This is a genomic window from Nocardia bhagyanarayanae, assembly GCF_006716565.1.
Classification (GTDB): Bacteria; Actinomycetota; Actinomycetes; order Mycobacteriales; family Mycobacteriaceae; genus Nocardia; species Nocardia bhagyanarayanae.
Map to the genome: position 1 here is coordinate 574,520 of NZ_VFPG01000001.1, position 18,407 is coordinate 592,926.

General features: G+C 68.9%; 16 protein-coding genes. 10 read left to right on the forward strand and 6 right to left on the reverse strand.

The genetic code is table 11. From position 1 onward, the window contains the following. The first annotated feature begins 114 nt into the window (after positions 1–114). Positions 115–1,179 (forward strand): nitronate monooxygenase, encoded by a 1,065-nt coding sequence (locus FB390_RS02035; protein ID WP_185756918.1) that lies wholly within the window; start codon positions 115–117, stop codon positions 1,177–1,179. Positions 1,180–1,247: 68 nt separating this feature from the next. Further along, a complete protein-coding gene (locus FB390_RS02040) occupies positions 1,248–1,640 on the forward strand; it encodes an SCO5389 family protein (protein WP_097246832.1) in 393 nt (130 codons plus the stop codon). A 115-nt stretch (positions 1,641–1,755) separates the two neighbouring features. On the opposite strand, the gene FB390_RS02045 is transcribed toward FB390_RS02040, so the two are convergent. Beyond that, a complete protein-coding gene (locus tag FB390_RS02045; RefSeq protein ID WP_141807419.1) occupies positions 1,756–3,219 on the reverse strand; it encodes a flavin-containing monooxygenase in 1,464 nt (487 codons plus the stop codon). Positions 3,220–3,334: 115 nt separating this feature from the next. Between FB390_RS02045 and FB390_RS02050 the strand changes: the two genes are divergently transcribed. From FB390_RS02050 to FB390_RS02060, 3 genes are all read left to right on the forward strand, one after another. Further along, the gene (locus tag FB390_RS02050; protein ID WP_141807420.1) at positions 3,335–3,727 is read left to right on the forward strand and encodes an ArsR/SmtB family transcription factor; all 393 of its coding nucleotides are present in this window, start codon (positions 3,335–3,337) and stop codon (positions 3,725–3,727) included. Positions 3,728–3,945: 218 nt separating this feature from the next. After that, positions 3,946–4,881 carry a cation diffusion facilitator family transporter gene (locus FB390_RS02055; protein WP_246124222.1) on the forward strand — a complete coding sequence of 312 codons (936 nt, stop codon included), beginning with the start codon at positions 3,946–3,948 and terminating at the stop codon, positions 4,879–4,881. Between the two features lie 157 nt (positions 4,882–5,038). Beyond that, positions 5,039–6,676 (forward strand): long-chain fatty acid--CoA ligase, encoded by a 1,638-nt coding sequence (locus FB390_RS02060; protein WP_141807421.1) that lies wholly within the window; start codon positions 5,039–5,041, stop codon positions 6,674–6,676. A 54-nt stretch (positions 6,677–6,730) separates the two neighbouring features. On the opposite strand, the gene FB390_RS02065 is transcribed toward FB390_RS02060, so the two are convergent. Both FB390_RS02065 and FB390_RS02070 read right to left on the reverse strand, forming a co-directional pair. Then, positions 6,731–7,936, reverse strand: a complete 1,206-nt coding sequence (locus FB390_RS02065; RefSeq protein ID WP_246123812.1) for an AI-2E family transporter — start codon at positions 7,934–7,936, stop codon at positions 6,731–6,733. A 659-nt stretch (positions 7,937–8,595) separates the two neighbouring features. Further along, positions 8,596–9,441 (reverse strand): alpha/beta fold hydrolase, encoded by an 846-nt coding sequence (locus FB390_RS02070; protein ID WP_141807422.1) that lies wholly within the window; start codon positions 9,439–9,441, stop codon positions 8,596–8,598. Positions 9,442–9,495: 54 nt separating this feature from the next. On the opposite strand from FB390_RS02070, the gene FB390_RS02075 reads away from it, so the two are divergent. Next, positions 9,496–10,107 carry a TetR/AcrR family transcriptional regulator gene (locus FB390_RS02075; RefSeq protein ID WP_246123813.1) on the forward strand — a complete coding sequence of 204 codons (612 nt, stop codon included), beginning with the start codon at positions 9,496–9,498 and terminating at the stop codon, positions 10,105–10,107. Positions 10,108–10,145: 38 nt separating this feature from the next. Here FB390_RS02075 and FB390_RS02080 read toward each other — a convergent pair whose 3' ends face one another. From FB390_RS02080 to FB390_RS02090, 3 genes are all read right to left on the reverse strand, one after another. Next, positions 10,146–11,348: a family 20 glycosylhydrolase gene (locus FB390_RS02080; RefSeq protein ID WP_141807423.1), complete on the reverse strand. Its 1,203-nt coding sequence runs from the start codon at positions 11,346–11,348 to the stop codon at positions 10,146–10,148. A gap of 124 nt (positions 11,349–11,472) precedes the next feature. After that, complete coding sequence (locus FB390_RS02085; protein ID WP_141807424.1) at positions 11,473–13,434, reverse strand: multicopper oxidase family protein; 1,962 nt, start codon at positions 13,432–13,434, stop codon at positions 11,473–11,475. After that, positions 13,431–13,859 (reverse strand): DUF6220 domain-containing protein, encoded by a 429-nt coding sequence (locus FB390_RS02090; protein ID WP_141807425.1) that lies wholly within the window; start codon positions 13,857–13,859, stop codon positions 13,431–13,433. Before FB390_RS02090 ends, FB390_RS02085 begins: the two co-directional genes overlap by 4 nt. A 164-nt stretch (positions 13,860–14,023) precedes the next feature. On the opposite strand from FB390_RS02090, the gene FB390_RS02095 reads away from it, so the two are divergent. From FB390_RS02095 to FB390_RS02110, 4 genes are all read left to right on the forward strand, one after another. Beyond that, entirely contained in the window at positions 14,024–15,241 is a 1,218-nt protein-coding gene (locus FB390_RS02095; protein ID WP_141807426.1) for a sensor histidine kinase, read from the forward strand. Further along, positions 15,238–15,915, forward strand: a complete 678-nt coding sequence (locus tag FB390_RS02100) for a response regulator transcription factor (protein ID WP_141807427.1) — start codon at positions 15,238–15,240, stop codon at positions 15,913–15,915. The genes FB390_RS02095 and FB390_RS02100 overlap by 4 nt, the downstream gene beginning before the upstream one ends. Positions 15,916–16,682: 767 nt before the next feature. Continuing rightward, the gene (locus FB390_RS02105) at positions 16,683–17,663 is read left to right on the forward strand and encodes an alpha/beta hydrolase (protein WP_221639200.1); all 981 of its coding nucleotides are present in this window, start codon (positions 16,683–16,685) and stop codon (positions 17,661–17,663) included. 416 nt (positions 17,664–18,079) lie between these two features. Further along, a complete protein-coding gene (locus FB390_RS02110; RefSeq protein WP_141807428.1) occupies positions 18,080–18,406 on the forward strand; it encodes a trypco2 family protein in 327 nt (108 codons plus the stop codon). The last annotated feature ends 1 nt before the right edge of the window (position 18,407 follow it).

Genomic DNA, 18,407 nt, shown 5'->3' on the forward strand with positions numbered 1-18,407 from the left:
TGACCGAAGTTTGTAACGTTTCGGCATCCGTTGTGACGGGAACTCTACCCTGTCGTGACCATTCCGCAACCTTCGATTGTGAAGTCGCAGGTGAGGGCTGGATCACAGGTCTCGATGGGCGAGACTTGGGCCGTGATCATCGACGAATTGCGCGTCCCGATCGTGCTCGCTCCGATGGCGGGCGGACCCTCCACCCCCGAGCTGACGGCGGCGGTCGCGGAAGCGGGCGGACTCGGGGTGCTGGCCGCCGGTTATCTCAGCGCGGCCGACACCGCCACCCGGATCGCCGCGACCCGCGCCCGCACCGACGCGCCGATCGGCGTGAACCTCTTCGCCCCCGGACCGCCCACCCCGCCCGCCGAGTACGCGGACTACCTCGCCGAGCTCGCCGCCGGACACGAACTGGGCGCGGCGAAGCACGACACCGACGACTGGGACGCCAAGCTGGACCTGCTCGTCGAGTCGCCGGTCGCGGTCGTCACCTCCACCTTCGGCTGCCCGACCGCCGCCGAGGTGAACCGGCTGCACGCGGTGGGCTCGGAGGTCTGGGTGACCGTCACCTCCGTCGCCGAGGCCGAGATCGCGGTGGCCGCGGGCGCCGACGTGCTGATCGCCCAGGGCGCCGAGGCGGGCGGGCACCGCGCCACCTTCGTCGACCGGGTGGCCGACGACGCCGCCGATCCGCTCGGCCTGCTCGCCCTGCTGCAACTGCTCACCGCCGCGGTGGACCTGCCGATCGTCGCCGCGGGCGGCATCGCGACCGGCGCGGGCATCGCCGCCGCGCTCGCCGCGGGTGCGTCCGCCGCGCAGCTCGGCACCGTCTTCCTGCGCTGCCCGGAGGCGGGCACCAACCCGGTGCACCGCGCCGCGCTGCCGAGCACCGCGTCGACCATGCTGACGCGCGCCTTCACCGGACGGCGCGCCCGCGGCCTGCGCAACGAGTTCATGGACGAGCACAGCGCGACGGCGCCCGCCGCGTATCCGGAAATCCACTACGCGACAGGGCCGTTGCGGGCCGCGGCGCGGGCCGCGGGCAACCCCGAGGAAGTGAACCTGTGGGCTGGCCAAACCCAAGCGCTGACGCCGGAGCTACCGGCCCGCGAACTGGTCGCCCAACTGGCGGCCGGTACGAAAACCGCGCTCAACGCGGCACTTTCACGGCGAATCCAGGATTGTTGACAACCACTTTCGATTAGACTTCAGGGGCATCGCACCGCCATCCACACCTTCCCAAGGAGGAGAGCGCTATGTCCCTCGATGTTCCCGCCGCACTGCTCGAACGCGCCGAGCGTGGCGAAGTGGACGACGCCGAATTCGTCGAATGTGTCCGGAACTCGCTGCCCTACGCCTGGGAAGTCGTGAGCCGGGTGGCCGGTGAATTGAAGTCGGGCACGGCCGAATTCGCCGACAACGTGGTCCCGCCGCCGGACGAGGTGGCCCGTGGCCAGCTGCTGCGCGCCCTGGCCTCGGACGCCATCCGCGGCGGCCTGGAGCGGCACTTCGGCGTGAAGCTCGCCTTCCAGAACTGCCACCGGGTGGCGGCCTTCCCGATCGCCGCGGTGGGCGGCGAGACCTACCGCACCTTCATCGGCCCCAGGGCGCAGCTACTCAACCAGAGCCCGGAACTGCGCAACTGCTGAGAGGCCCGAACGCGCGGCGCTGTCGGCGGGTTGGGTCGACAGCGCCCGTCGGGCACGAGAATCGCCCCCGTTCGGTCGGTGCAGGAGGACGACCGAGCGGGGGCGTTTCGCGCGTTCAGGCGCCGACGCGAGCCTCTTCGTAGTCGGACGGATCGAAAGTCCTCGTCTTCCAGCGGTAGAGGACCGTGGCGCCGGGCCAGTTGTTGGTGATGCGCCCCGCCGCGTTGCGGTACCAGCTGGAGCAGAAGTTCCACGGGGTGTCCTTCAGCCGCCGTTGCAGCCAGTCGTCCCACTGCTGTTCGACCTTCGCGCGGGCGGCGATGAAGCGGCCAGGATGCTCGGCCAGATACTCCACCACCTGCCGGATGTAGCGGGCCTGCGATTCCAGCATGTAGATGATCGAGCCCGAGCCGACATTGGTGTTCGGTCCGTACATCATGAACATGTTCGGGAAGTGCGGTACCGAAAGGCCCAGGTACGCACGGGCTCCCGCGTCGCCCCAGACATCGGCGAGCTTGCGGCCGCCCAGACCGTAGATGTTCATCGGGGCGAGGAACTCGGTGCCCTTGAAACCGGTGCCGTAGACGATCACGTCGACGGGGTGCTCGACGCCGTCGGCGGTGCGGATGCCGGTCGGCGTGACGGCCTCGATCGCCGTCGTCTCCACCGTGACGTTGGGCTGGGCGAGTGTGGGGAAGTACTCGTTGGAGAACAGGCCGCGCTTGCAGCCCGCCGCGTAATCGGGCGTCAGCTTCGCGCGCAATTCCGGGTCGGGGACCTGCTTTTCGCGGTGCCGGTCGGCCAGCGCGATCACCGGGGACTTGATGGCCGGAATGTCGGTCAGCGCGAGCGCGAGCACCTCGAAGAACGACCAGATCGCGAACCGCTCGGCCCACCGGCTCGGCGGAAAGTACTTGAAAAGGGCGTGGTGCAGTGCGCTGTACTCGACATCCGGCTTGGGCAGCACCCAGGCCGCGGAACGCTGAAAGAGGGTGAGGTGCTCGACCTTCGGCTGGATGCGCGGAATGTATTGGATCGCACTGGCTCCGGTGCCGATGCAGGCCACCCGCTTGCCGGTCAGGTCGATGTCGTGGTTCCACTCGGCGGAGTGGAAGGCCACGCCGGTGAAGGTGTCGATGCCGGGCAGGTTGGGCAGCGCGGGCCGGGACAGCTGGCCGACCGCCGGGATCAGGATGTCGGCGCTCAACTGCGCGCCGTCGGCGGTGCTGATCCGCCAGCGGCCGGCGCCCTCGTCGAATTCGGCGTCGGTGACCTCGGTGCCGAAGCGGATGTAGCGGGCCAGGTCGTGCTTGCGCGCGACGCCGCGCATGTAGTCGTGGATGTCGCGCTGCTCGGAAAACCGCCGCGGCCAATCGGATTTGGGCTCGTAGGACCACGAGTACAGCGGTGAGGGCACATCGCAGGCGGCGCCCGGATAGGTGTTCTCCCGCCAGACCCCACCGAGATCGGCGGCCCGTTCCAGGATGGTGAAGTTCTCCAGCCCGGCGCGCCGCAGCTCGAGCGCCATGCCGAGCCCCGCGAACCCGGCTCCGATGATGATGATGGACGGCGTTGACATGTTTCGAGCGTAAAGCGGGCGACGTCGGGCACCGAGACATCAGCGGTCACCTAATCGACATTTTCGGCCACATCCGCATGGTTACGACCGGTGCATTCTGTTCTATTATCTGCGTATGAATGCAGATAGCGAGCAACCGCGGCTGCCGCTGGCCGAGGACCAGGTCGGGCTGGTCGTCGAGGTGTTCCGGATGCTGGCCGAGCCGACCCGCGTGCAGCTGCTGTGGGCGCTGGTCGATCGCGAGCTCTCGGTGAACGACCTGGCGGGCGCGGTCGGCAAGCCCGCGCCGTCGGTCTCCCAGCACCTGGCGAAGCTGCGGATGGCCCGGCTGGTGCGGCCGAGGCGGGCGGGCACCACGATCTTCTACAGCTTGGAGAACGAGCACGTCCGCCAGCTGGTGGTGGACGCGGTGTACAACGCCGAGCACGCCGGACCCGGCGTCCCGCCGCACCACCGCGGCGACGGCGCGGTGTTCGAACTGCCGAATCGGAATCGAGCGGCGCGGTGAGTCATACGAAAAGGCAAGCAGGACAGGGCTCCTCGTCGGCCACCGGCGTGGACCACGAGGGCGAGCGCCGCGAGCACCAGCACTGGGAGAAAAGCAGTCACCGGGACGCGCACGGGCACGGTCACGACCATCGGCACGACGCCGCTCACTCGCACGGGGACGAGCACGGCCACACGCACGCACACGGGCATGGGCATGGGCACGGACACACCAGCGGCCTGCGCGGCGCGCTCCGCGAGATCTTCGTCCCGCACAGCCACGACGCCGCCGACAGCATCGATGACGCGCTCGAGGCCAGCGCGGTCGGCATCCGCGCCGTCAAGCTCAGCCTCGTGGTCCTCGGCTGCACCGCCGTACTCCAGGCGCTCGTCGTCGCGGCCTCCGGGTCGGTGGCGCTGGCCGCCGACACCATCCACAACTTCTCCGACGCGCTCACCGCGGTGCCGCTGTGGATCGCGTTCGCGCTCGGCAGGCGGGCCGCCACCCGCCGCTACACCTACGGCTTCGGCCGGGCCGAGGACCTCGCCGGGCTCTTCGTCGTCGCGATGATCGCGCTCTCCGCGCTGATCGCCGGGTTCGAGGCGGTGCGCAGGCTCATCGATCCGGTGCCGATCGACCATCTCGGTTGGGTCGCCCTGGCCGGGCTGATCGGGTTCCTCGGCAACGAGACGGTGGCGCTCTACCGCATCCGGGTCGGGCGGCGGATCGGGTCGGCGGCTCTGGTCGCGGACGGATTGCACGCGCGCACAGACGGTTTCACCTCGCTGGCCGTGCTGCTCGGCGCAGGCGGTGTGGCACTTGGCTTCCCGCTCGCCGATCCGATCGTCGGCCTGCTCATCACACTGGCCATCCTGGCCGTGCTGCGCACCGCCGCGCGGGATGTCTTCCACCGGCTCATGGACGGGGTCGAACCCGGGTTGGTGGCGAGCGCCGAGCGGGCGCTCGCGGCCGAGCCCGGCGTCGAGGGCGTGCGCAGCGTGCGCATGCGCTGGATCGGGCACCGGCTGCACGCGGACGTCGAACTGGACGTCGCGCCGACCATCACGCTGGCCGACGCGCACCGCCTCGCGCACGAGGCCGAGCACACCCTCACGCACGCCGTCCCGAAGCTCGACACCGCCTTGGTACACGCTTATCCGGCCCATACTCGTTGACAGATCACGTTTTTCGACTGCCGCGCTGACCTGGGAAAACTGAGGGCATATGCCCCGCCTTTTGATTTAGGTCACGGCCGGTCGTGGTGTGACTACGGTTCGGTAGCATCGCCGATGTGACGTGGCTCATGCCGGCCACGAGGATAAGGAGTACCCGATGTTGAGCACCATGCAGGACGAGCCGCTCTCGCTCGCGACGCTGCTGAAGTACGCCGCCACCTTCCAAGGCGACAGCACCGTGTCCACCTGGACCGGCACGGGCGTGCGGACCATGACCTACCGCGAGATGGGCGTCGAGGCGGCTCGGCTGGCGAATGCGCTGCGCGGGTTCGGCATCGGCGTCGGCGACAGGGTCGGCACCTTCATGTGGAACAACAACGAGCACATGGTCGCCTACATCGCCGTGCCCGCTATGGGCGCCGTGCTGCACGCGCTCAACATCCGGCTGTTCCCCGAGCAGGTGGTCTACGTGGCCAATCACGCCGAGGACCAGGTCGTCATCGTGGACGGCACCCTGGTGCCGATGTTCGCCCAGTACCTGCCGAACCTGAAGACGGTGCGCCACGTCATCGTCGCCAACGGCGACGCGTCCGCGTTGCAGGCTCCCGAAGGTGTGCAGGTGCACTCCTACACCGAGCTGCTCGCCGCCCAGCCCGACACCTTCGACTTCCCGGTGATCGACGAAAAGTCCGCCGCCGCAATGTGTTACACCTCGGGCACCACCGGCGACCCGAAGGGCGTCGTGTACTCGCACCGCTCCAACTGGCTGCACGCCATGCAGGTCTGCTCCCCGATGGGCATGGGCTTCACCGGAGCCGACTACGTGCTCGCCATCGTGCCGCTGTTCCACGCCAACGCCTGGGGCCTGCCCTACGCGGCGCTGATGTCGGGCGCGAACGTGCTGATGCCGGACCGTTTCCTGCAGCCGGGACCGCTGCTGGAGATGATGGCCGACCAGAAGCCGACCTTCGCGGCGGCCGTCCCGACCATCTGGGGCGGCGTGCTGGCGGGTCTGGCCGCCAAGCCGCAGGACATCTCGCACCTGCGCACCGCGGTGGTCGGCGGTTCGGCGGTGCCGCCGTCGATGATGCGCGCCTTCCAGGAGCAGCACGGCATGCGCATCCTGCACGCGTGGGGCATGACCGAGACCTCGCCGCTCGGCAGCGTCGCGCACCCGCCCGCGGGCGTCACCGGCGAGCAGGAGTGGGAATTCCGTTACACCCAGGGCCGTTTCCCGGCCAGCGTGCAGGCGCGGCTGGTCGGCGACGACGGCAACGTGGTGCCCAACGACGGAGAATCGCTCGGCGAGTTGGAGGTTCGCGGTCCCTGGATCACCGGCTCCTACTACTCCCCCGACGGCGCGGAGATCGACCCGGACAAGTTCGACGACGGCTGGCTGCGCACCGGTGACGTCGGCAAGATCAGCCCGAACGGCTACCTCACGCTGGTGGACCGCTCCAAGGACGTGATCAAGTCCGGCGGTGAGTGGATCTCCTCGGTGGACCTGGAGAACGCCGTCATGGGCCACCCGTCCGTCGCCGAGGCCGCCGTCATCGGCGTGCCGGACGAGAAGTGGGACGAGCGGCCGCTTGTCGCGATCGTGCTGAAGGAAGGCACCGAGGCCAAGGCCGAGGAGCTGCGCGACTTCCTCGCCGACAAGTTCGCCAAGTGGCAGCTGCCCGAGCGGTGGACGTTCATCGCGGAGGTGCCCAAGACCAGCGTCGGCAAGTTCGACAAGAAGCGGCTGCGGGCCCAGTACGCGGATGGCGACCTGACCGTCACCACGCTCTCCTGAGTCGATCACGAAGCCCGGTTCCATTGCGCGCCAGCGGAATCGGGCTTCGTGCCGTCAGGGGGGAGGTTCAGACCCCGCACGGCGCGCGCGTTTGGCCTTCGCGCGGTCGATGCGCGGATCTTCCGTCACCTCATAGCGTTTCAGGTAGAGACTCACGAAAGACTGCACGGTCGCGGTGGCCGGGATGGCGAGCAGCGCGCCCACCGCGCCGAGCAGCGCACCGCCCGCGAGCACGGCGAGCAGTGCGACGGCCGGATTGACGTCCACGGTGCGCGCGGTGAGTTTCGGTTGCAGCACGTAGTCCTGGAACTGCTGGTAGACGATGACGAACAGGATCACCCAGACCGCGTCCAGCGGCCGGATCGTGAGCGCGACCAGCACCGGAAGCACGCCGGCGAGATAGGTGCCGACGGTCGGCACGAACGAGGCGACCACGCCGAACCACACGCCCATGGCGATGGCGTTGGGCACACCGAGCACCGCGAGGAAGACGCCGTGCGCGACCGCGGAGATCACCGCGAGCAGCGCGCGGGAGTAGAGATAGCCGCCCGTCTTCTGGATGGCGAGATCCCAGGCGCGCAGCACGGCGTCCTGCCTGGTCGGCGGCAGCAGCGAGCACAGCGACCGCCGCAACCTCGGCCCTCCCGCGGTGAGATAGATACTGAACAGGGCGATCAGCAGCAGTTTGGCGAGCCCGCCGACAATCGTGGCGGACAGCCCCCAGGCGTGGTTGGCGGCGCGCTCGGCGTAGCCGGTGAGGGTGTCGGTGTCCTTGGTCAGTTGTCCGCGCAGCTGGTCCAGGGTGAAGTCCTGGTCGAAGGTGCGGTTCACCCAGTCGACCAGGTCGTCCACCAGCCGCGGGAGTTCGATCACCAGGTCGTGGACGGTCTCCACCAACAGGATTCCGAGCGCGACGACGAACCCCGCGACGAACAGGAACACCAGCACGAACACCACCGCGGTGCCGAGCCCTCGGGACATGCCGCGCGCGGCCAGGCTGTCCACCGCGGGTTCCATCGCCAGCGAGACGAAGAACGCCACGAACAGCACGACGAACAACCCGATCAGCCGGTGCGCCGCCCAGTCGAGCAGTTGAAACGCGCCGAGTAACAGGAAGGCGAGCACCAGCGCCCTCGGCAGCCAGGCGGGCATCCGGGCACGGTCTCGCGCGGCGACCGGCTCCTCGCGCGCCGCGACCTCGGAGCCCGTGGGCTCCGCTGCCTCGGGACCCGGCTCGGCGTCGGGCGGGTGGGCGGCCACGAGCCCAGTGTGATCGATCCCGCCGGGAATCCCGGGTTGCGACCCGCGCCGGATTCGGGGCGTTCGCGACGGCTGCGCCGTGTCACTCGGCCGCTCCGCTCTGCCACACGGCCGCTCCGCTCTGCCACACGGCTGCTCCGCTCTGTCACACGGCCACTCCGCTCTGCCGCACGGCTGCTCCGCCGTGCCACACGGCCGCTCCGCTCTGCCACACGGCTGCTCCGCTCTGCCACACGGCTGCTCCGCTGTGCCACACGGCTGCTCTGCTGTGTAACTCGGCTGTTCCGATGCGCCACATGGCCGCTCCCCCCACGCCACACGGCCGCTGCGCCACACCACACGGCCGCTCGGCCACGCCAGCTGGCCGCTCCGCCACGCCAGTTGGCCGCTGGGCGGTCTCGTTCGGCCGCCACGCGCGTCGCCGAATCGTGGCGCGGGTCGTGGATTCGCGGCGCGGGCTTGCGGACTCGCGGCACAGGGTCGTGGATTCGCGGCGCGGACTCGCGGACTCGCGGCGCGGCTCGCGGACTCATGGCGCGAGCTCGCAGCATCATGGCGCGGGCTCGCCGGATCGCTGCGCGGGGTCGCCGAATCACCCGCGGGCTCGCCGACTGCGCGGACTCGCCTGATAGCGGCGCGGGCTCGCCGAATCGCGGGCCCTACCGCTTGGCTCGGTCGCCCGTCAGGAATGCCGAGATGGCAGCGCCCACCGCGTCGGGTTGGTCGAGCATCGACAGCACGTAGGCGTCCTCGATCTCGACCAGCCGCCCGCGCGGGATCAATTCGGCCAATCGGCGGCCGTGCTCGCGCGGCATCACCTTGCCCGCCGAGGACCACAGGATGAGCGCGTCGCCCGAGAAGTGCCGCAGCGCTTCGGTGTTCGCGATGAGCTCCGTCTTGGGGCGGCGAGACTTGGTGTAGGCGAGCAGATCGCGGCGGATCCGCTTGTCGCGCAGGCCGGGCTCGGTCCAGCCGCGCACCAGATCGTCGGGCAGCGGGGTGCGCGCCATCCAGCCGAACAGCAGCGGCGAGGCGCGCAACCATGGCACGCGTAATTGCCGCAGCGCCAGCTTTGTTCCGCCGGGAACGGCGGTCGCGATCGTGGCCATCTTCCCGGGCAGGCCGGGCGGAAAGTTGTCGAACGCTTCGCACGGCAACACGATGAGCCTGCCGACGCGCTCATCGAGTCCGTAGGCGGTGAGGAACAGGCCGCCGCCCCAGTCGCTGTGCACGAGGGTCACATCGCGCAGGTCGAGCGCGGTGAGGAAGTCCGCGATGAGCTGATTCAATCCGCGCAAGCTCAGGTCGACGCCCGGCTTCAGCGGAATCGGATGCGAGCCGAGCGGCAGATCCGGCAGCACGTACCGGAACCCCGCGGGCAGCCGGTCGAGCACCGTGTCCCAGACCGTGTGGTTCATCAGCAGCCCGTGCAGCAGCACCACCGGCGGCCCATCGCCGCGCTCCACATAGTGCAGTTGACCAGCGGGAAGATCGACCGTCGGCATCGGAATCCCTCCATTCGAGCGATCGCTCTAGAGTATTTGCTCTAGTCTGGAACGGTGACCGAGAAGATGTCAACAGGCACCCGCGAGCGCCTCGTCACGGCCATGGCGGAACTGATGCGCACCCGCGGCTACAGCGCGACGAGCGTCAAACAGATCACCGTGGCGGCGGCCGCGCCGATGGGCTCGCTCTACCACCACTTCCCCGCCGGCAAGCCGCAGATCGCCGCCGCGGCCCTGCGCACCTCCGGCGCCGCCTACATCCAGCTGCTCCCCCTCCTCATGGACCCCTACGACGACCTGCGCGTGGCGGTGCCCGCCGCCTTCACCGCCGCCGCCGAACAGATCGAGCAGACCGACTGGATCAACATGTGCCCCGTCGGCACCGTCGCGGGCGAGATCGCCGACAGCGAGCCGGAGTTGCGCGAGGTCGCGGCGGAGGTCATCGGATTCTGGATCGAGGAAGGGACGAACTACTTCGTCCGCCGGGGCGTGCAATCCGGCGCGGCCCGCGACCTGATCTTGGCGATCCTCAGCGCCCTGGAGGGCGCGTTCGTGCTGAGCCGGACGCTGCGATCGGCGGATCCGTTGCATTCGGCCGGGCGGGCGATGGGGGCACGGGTTCAGGAGGTGCTGGCCGCAGCAGATGCGGGGGTCCGGCCGGGGTAGGAGCCGGTTGGTACGACTGCGGAAAGGCGGCGTCAGCGTTATGGCAGGTTCGCGGCGGCGGCGTCCGCGACGGCTCGGACGTCGGCGACGGTTCCGTCGTAGTGCGGGTCTGCGCACCGCAATGCGAAAGCGGCGAGCGGTTCTTTCACGCCGAGAAAGACCTCGTCCTCGGTCTGCGCCGAAGGGTTGTCACACCAGATGGAGAACACCGCGCCTTCGAGACAGTCCGGATAGGGCGGCCCAGCGATGGTCTGCCGACCGGCCAGGTCGGGCGGAATCGGACTCGGCTGCGTCACCGGCCACAGCGGACTGAACTCCCCTGGATTCCACCGGCTTTCGAGGATGCTCCGGGCAGTCGGGTAAGGGTAGACGAGGTTGTTGCCGAGCGCGTAATAGAGCTGCCGATCGTTGAAGTTCGTCAGCCGATACCCGGCGTCGACGAACTGGCGAACGCGCGCGTGACCGGGTGACCAGTGCGTCCAGTAGTGCACGGCGATATCCGTATCCAAAGGCACCACCCGGCTTTTGAGCATCCCGTCGTTCCACACGCTCACCTCGAACCCGAGCACTTTCATCTTGCGCCCGAAACGATTGGCGACGCTGGCGGTCAGATCATGCTGATCGGCATCGGGCCCGAACAACTCCCGCGCCCGATCATCGAGATTCGAATACAGCTGTTCGATCGGAATGGCCCCGAGGAACTCGTCGAACCCCAACCCCCACCGCCCGGCCTCCGCGAACACCTCCGCGTACTCGTCGAGCAGGCCCTCCGCATACCCCAGCGCCGCCTCGCTGGTGATATCGAGCGCACTCTCCAACGGCACACCGAACCTGTTGCGCAACTGGAACTCCGGATGCAGCCGCAGCACCGACCCCATGTGCCCCGGCATATCGAAATCCGGTACGACCGCCACACCCCGACCCGCCGCGAACCGCACCAACTCCCGGACCTCAGCCTTCGAATACTGCACCCCGCCATTGATTTCCGGATACCGCTCACTGGCGATCCGAACGCACTCGTTCTCCGAGAAATGAAAGTGCAGCTCGTTCAGTCCGAGATTCGACAGGTATCCGACGAACCGCCGCAGCCACGGCATCCCGAAGTGCTTTCGCCCCACATCGATCAACACCCCGCGTCGCCCGACCGACCACATCCGGCCCGGCTCCGCCCGCGCGACACCCACGACCGGCACCACCGCAACACCCAACCCCAGTCCCAAGAACCCCCTGCGATCCACCATGCACCGCCCTCCGTCGCGCCATGTCGGTGAAGCCGCGCGGCGCACCCACCGAACGCCGAGATGCCCAGCAGCGTACTGCCGCTCGACAGCACGCCCGCCCGAAACGCGCCGGAACCCACGCTCGTCAATGGTGGTGGCTCGATCCGGCACCGCGCATCCCGCCGAAGGGTGTGGTCACACCGTCGTAGCGCAGTTGCAGCATCATCCCCTGGTGGGCATGCGGCAGGTTGTGGCAGTGGTTCATCCAGATGCCCGGATTCGAGGCCCGGAATACGACTTCCCAGACCTCTCCGGGCCGCACATCGAAGGTGTCGACCCACAGTGGGCTGCCCGTCGCCGGTCGCCCGTCCCTGGACAGGACCAGCACCGAATGACCGTGCAGATGCCAGGGGTGGGTCTCGCGGCTCCGGTTCACCACGGTGAGCCGCACGATATCGCCCTCGGCGACGAGCTGATCCGGAATCGAGGGGTGCCCGCGGCCGTTGACGGTGTGCGCGTACGCCGGCGCTCCGTCGACCATGGCCATTCCGCGGTCCAGAACCAGAGTGAAGTGCCGGTCGGCGGCAGCGGTGCGCAAGGCGACCGGAACCGGGATCCCGTAGGTCAGCAGATCGAGTTCCGGCCACTCCTTGGTATCCACGACGGCGGGCTCGCCGTCCTGCCCATCGGCCTTGGGGCGCAACCACACCGGGGTGGCGCGGTCGTCGTCGAGCACCAGTGCCACGGCCGTCTCCGGCATGACGAACACGAGGTCGTAGCGCCCGCCTGCGGGCAGGCGCACCCCGGTCCGGCTGATCTCGCCGGGCTGCACGAGGTCGCGGCCGTCGACGGCGGCGACCCGGAACAAGGTGCCCGCCAGCGCGAATCGGTGCGGATCGGAACTGGAGTTGATCAGTCGCAGCCGGACCGCGGTGCCCGGCGGTGCTAGGTGCTCGAGGCCGCCCGCGATCGTGGCGGCTCCGTCCCAGGTGCACACGGACAGCGTCAGATCCAGTTGTGCGGGATCGAGTTCCGCGCGAGGCCGCACGACGAACGCGCCGTAGAGCCCCCGGCGAACGCCGATGTGTGATGCGTAATGGGTGTGGTACCAGTACGTTCCGACCTGGTCGGCGCGGAACCGGTAGACGAACTCGCCACCCGGGGCCACCGCGTTCTGGGTGACGCCCGCCGCACCGTCTTCCCCGCAGGCGACGTCGTAGCCGTGCCAGTGCAGAGTCACTCCACCGTCGATGTCGTGGTTGATCAGTGTGACCTCGATCAGGTCACCCTCGACGGCCGTGATCGGCGGACCGGGCACCGTGCCGTCGAAGGTCCACGCGTCGACATCGCGTCCGGACGCCGAGCGCGTCACGGCTTTTCGCGCGGTCAGCACGTATTCGCGCCGGACGCCACCCGGCGCCGGGGTGTCCGCGCCCCGTAGCTCGGTCACCGACACGGCCGCGTTCGATACCGGGCCGGGACCACCGCCATCGGTGACCGGGACCGCGGAACGCATCGACAGGCCTGCGCCGGTACCGGCCATACCGACCACCACACCGGTAGCGCCGAGGAACCGGCGGCGCGAAACGCCCGGCCACTTCGGATCGGCGGCGGGTTCGGCGTGAGTGTCCGGTGTGGCGAGCACTCGCATGGTCAGCAGCGCGCCCGCGAGTACGAGGGCGATCGTGATCAGCACGATGCCGGGGGTGAGCGGGTATCCGATCAGGACGGTCACCGCGAAACCCGCCACCGCGGCATAGGCGGCGGTGAGCAGTGTGACAACGCCTGCGGCATCGACGGTTTCCTGTCCACGGTTACCGGTGGCCTGCGCCAGCAACCGGGGTCCCGCGATCACCGCGGCGACCAGCCCGGCCACCGCGAGCATCGGCAGCCCGAACAGCACTTTCTCCTGAACGAACCACCAGCCCCGGCCCGCCAGCATCGTCACCGAGGCCACCCGGAGCGCAGTCACCAGCAGCGCCACCGCGAGCAGCGCGAGCGCGAGCCGAGCTCGGCGCACTGACATCGTGACGCCTGCCGCGAACCAGGCGACAACGCTCAGCAGTGCGACGGCATGGTCCAGGTTGATCCAGGTGGCTGTGGTCATGACGAGGGCCGGACGGTGGCTGTCGGCTGACCGGACGGCGTCCTCGAAATCCGGTGCGAGCGCCGCACGATCGTCGCGATCACGGCCATGATGACCAGCCCGTTGATCGCGTGCAGCCCGAAGACGACCGGACCGGCGCTCGAATCCGCTCCCAACGCCCTGGCGACTTCCCGGATCACCGACTGCCCGAGCACCAGTCCGACGACCAAGCCCGCCAGCCCGATCAGCCGTCCGGGCATCCGGGCCACGGCCGCGGCGACGGTGAGGACGAACGCCAAGAACAGGATCAGGTTTCCGAGTGTGCGATGTGGCTGGAACGATTCCTCGACGGGCGCGGTGTCGAACGCGCCGCCGGCGGCCAGATAGAACTGTGCGACGACGGCGACCAGCAGCAGTGCCGCCAGACCGGTGCAGGCTTTTCTCATGCCGCCGATCGTCGCGCCAACCGGGCCGGCTCCGCCTCCGGCGACGGACGACACCGAATACGCCGATACGCGTATGAAATTCGAGGTCGGCTACGCCGATCGGCGTAGCCGGTCGCGCCGCCGCACGGGGGCCTCGGCGCCGGTGGGTATCGTACGATCGCGGCATGGATCCGCGGACGGTATCGGGGCAGCTGTCTGCCTGGTTCTCACATCGACCCTCGTGGTTTCCGGACGTGTTGCTCGCCTTGTTCGTCACCGTGATCCAGGTACAGAGCGCCGCTATCGCGGTCCCGCTGGAGCCGGTCTCGAATCCGGTCTCCGGCATCGGATACGCCCTGCTGATCGTGAGCGGCGTGGCCGTCGCCGCGCGCCGTCGGCACCCGGTCCTGGTCTTCCTGGTGACGGCGGTGGCCAGCCTCGTCTACTTCGGCTTCGACTTCCCCGACAGGCTTTCCTATCTCGGCCTGTTCGTCGCCCTGTACACCCTCGCCGCCTATGGTGACGGGCGCCGATCACTGATGATCGCCGGCGGCGGCATCACGGTCCTCGCCGTCGGCTGGCTGATCGCCGGAGCGGACGTCGAGCCGAGCACAGCCATCGGCTGGGTGTTCTTCCGGATCGGCGCCTCGGTGATCAGCACGACCCTCGGCGAGAACGTCCGATCCCGCCGGGTCATCGCCGCCGACGCGCAGGAACGGGCAGAACTCGCGGAACGGTCCCGCGACGAGGAGGCCAGAGCGCGGGTCGACGCCGAACGGCTGCGCATCGCCCGCGAGGTCCACGACACCGTCGCCCACGCCATCGCGATCATCAACGTGCAGGCCGGTGTCACCGCCCACGTGCTCGACAAACGACCGGAACAGGCCCGCGAAGCGCTGCGCACCATCGAGCAGACGAGCTCGCGGGCGTTGCACGAGATGCGCGCCATCCTCGGCGTGCTGCGCGACGGCGACGAGCGCGAACCCTACCCCGGCCTCGACCAGATTCAAGAGCTCACGAGCAAGGCCCGTGATGCCGGGCTGGAGATCGAGATCGAGCAGGCGCCGCCGGTGACTCCGCTGCCGAGTGCGGTGGGCAGCGCCGCATATCGGATTGTGCAGGAATCGATTACGAATGTGATCCGCCATGTCGGCCCGACCCGGGTGACGGTCGCGCTCGAACCCGGCATCGACGCCTTGCGGATACGGGTGATCGACGAGGGCCGCCGCACACCCACGGCTAGCCCGGCTCGCACCGGCAGCGCCGCGACCGGCCGCGGGATCACCGGAATGCGGGAACGCTGCCGGTTGCTCGGCGGCGAACTCGATGCCGGGGCCCGCCCCGGGGGTGGGTTCGAGGTGAACGCCCACCTGCCGCTCGCCCCGATGGGATCGCGCCTGTGAACCCGAGGCCGCCGATCAAGGTGCTGCTCGCCGACGACGAACGACTCGTGCGGTCCGGCTTCAAAGTCCTTCTCGACTTGGAGGACGACATCGCGGTGGTCGGCGAGGCCACCAACGGCGCCGAAGCCATCGAACTGGCGCGCGCCACCCGCCCCGACGTCGTCCTCATGGACATCCGCATGCCATCGCTCGACGGTATCCGCGCCACCGCCCGCATCGCCGAGACCCCCGGGCTCGAACAGGTCAAAGTCCTGATCCTCACCACCTACGACACCGACGAGAACGTCTTCGAGGCGCTACAGGCGGGCGCGAGCGGATTCCTGCTCAAGGACGCGGGACCCGCCGAACTCCTGCACGCCATCCGCGTGATCGCCAACGGTGACGCACTCCTCGCTCCCCGGATCACCCGCCGCCTCATCAGCCAGTTCACCGCGCAACGCAAGGCCGCCAAATCCGCCGAGGACCGGCTCGCCGTGCTGACCGACCGGGAGCGCGAGGTACTCGCACTGGTCGGTCAGGGCATGAGCAACGACGAGATCGGCGCCGCCCTGTTCCTCAGCCCGGCCACCGCACGCACGCATGTCAGCCGGGCGATGGCGAAACTGGGTGCGCGGGATCGCGCGCAACTGGTTGTCATCGCGTACCAGACGGGGCTGAGCCAGTTCACGGCGTAGTGGTGTTATCCGTCGCGGGCTCTCACGGGGCCAGCGGCACGCGCCCCGCATCCATGCGCGCGATGCGAGTTATGTTCGCCGACAAGCGATCCGAGCTGTGCCGCAACGCGCGATGCGCGCGGTGTCGCGGACACGCGATGCGGGCGGGGTCGCCAACACGCGATCCGTGCTGCGCCACCGACACGCGATACAGGCCGTGCCACCAACGCGCGATGCGGGCGGGGTGGCCAACGCGCGATCCAGGCTGCGCCCCAACGCGCGATCCGAGCGGGTCGCCGACACGCGATGCGGGGTGACGCCCGTGAGATGCGGGCGGTGCCGCCGACACGCGGTCCAGGCTGCGCCACCAACGCCCGACGCGGGCGGGGTCGCCAACACGCGATCCAGGCTGCGCCACCAACGCGCGACGCGGGCGGTCGCCGACACGCCATTCGGGCGGTGCCGCCGAGACTCGATCCGGACGGTGCCGCCGACACGTGATGCGGGCGGTGTCACCGACACGCGATCCAGGCTGCGCCGTCAACGCGCGATCCGGGCTGCGCCGCAAACGCGCGATCCGGGCGGTGCCACCAACATGCGATCCGGGCTGCGCCGCCGACACGTGATGCGGGCGCTGTCGCCGACATGTGATGCGGACGGTGTCACCGACGCGCGTTCGACTACGACGACCGGCGCAGCCGAACGCGCGTCGCGTACGCGTATCGACGTGCACAGCGCCGCCCGCCGACGGACGCCGGGCAGTCCTGGCCGGGCCGAGAATCGTTGGCATGAGAGGCAAAGTTCCACTGCGAGTTCGTATTCTGACCGCGCTCGCCGCCGAGCCGGACTGGGATTCGATCACCCCCGATCAGATCATCGAGGTCCGCGAAGCGCAGGCCCGCAAGCGCGGGTCCGCGCTCGGCAGGCTCGTCACCAGCAAACCCGATCGTGGCGCACGAATCACCACGCGCACACTCGATCTGCCCGAGCGCCGGTTGGACGTTCGCGTCTACCGACCCGAACAGGAGAATTCGGCGCTGCCTCTGATCATCGCGTTCCACGGCGGCGGATTCCTCGTTGGCGCACCGGATCAGGACGATTGGCTGCTCAGCCATCTGGCGGCGAACCTTCCGGCCGTGGTCGCCGCGGTCGACTATCGGCTCGCGCCAGAACATCGGATCGGCGCAATCGTGCAGGACGCCTACGATGCCGCGGTCCGCCTTGCCGAATCGGCCCCGGAGCTCGGAGCGGATCCCGGTCGGATTGCCCTGCTGGGCTCCAGCGCGGGAGCCACGCTCGCGGCGCTCACCGCGATCCACGCGCGGGAACTCGAACTAACGGTGCGCACCCAGGTACTGATCAATCCGCAACTCGACTGGACCGACCGCCTCTTCGACTATCCCTCTTTCACCGAGAACGCGGACGCACCAAGCCCGACACCGGCCTTCTGCCGCGCCATGGTGCGCCTAGCGAGCCCCGAACCCTCCGACCGCACAACGTTTTCCCCATTACTGACTGGCGACCTCACGGGAGTCGCCCCCGCGCTGATCCAAGCCGCAGGCCTGGACCCACTGGAAGACCAGGCACCGGCCTACGCCGACCGCCTTCGCCAGGCAGGAGTCGCCGCAACCCTGACCCGCTACCCGAAAGCGACCCACGCCTTCCTATCCATGCCGGGACTGGTCCCCGCAGCCCGCCCGGCCCGCACCGAAATCCTCACCCACCTCCACACCCACCTACTGGAACGCCCCAGCGTGCGGTCCGCGTAACTCGGCTGAGCTGACAGGCCGCGCGAGGTTGCTACCAGAAATCCCCAGGCGACCTGATAAACGCCAATTCTGGAGAGCGGATCGTGCTCGGTGCCGTCGGCAGGACACACAAAACATGGGCAACCGGAAAACGCCTGGTCATCGTCGGTCGCTACTTGACCTGAATCGAGTTGGCCTCCACTGGTCGCCTGTGGTTCTGCTTGTCATGAGTTGGCCCGCGCTGGGTGCGTGGCTGTACGCCGTGACGCGGGTGCGGACGTGCTGGGTGGTGGGCTGCGCCTGTCGGTGGGCTGACAAAGGGCTACTGGTGATGGCGAAACAGGTTTCCGTGCATACTTTTTGCGTTCTGTCACTCTCGGGGCACGATAGACGGGATTGTGTAGCGGTTCCGTTGCTCATGGCGTTAAGGGGTATTCATGGAGATCGAGTTGGCGGATGCGGTCGCCGTGTTGCGCGATGAGTTGCTCGCGGCTGCGGCGAAGGGCGACGGGGCGGGCCTGAGGTTCGAAGTGGGGCCAATCGAGTTGTCCTTCGAGGTAGAACTGCGCCGGGACGCGTCCGTTAAAGCCGGGTTCAAGGCGTGGGTGGTTACGGGTGACGCGGAAGCCAAAGCCGGGCATACCCGCAAACAGCGCGTCAGCCTGACCCTGACACCGAAAATGCCGAATGGTGAAGGTGTGCAGGTCAACAGTAACCGGCAGCAAAGGGTGCCCGACGCGGATGAAGATCGCTACGAGCCGTAGC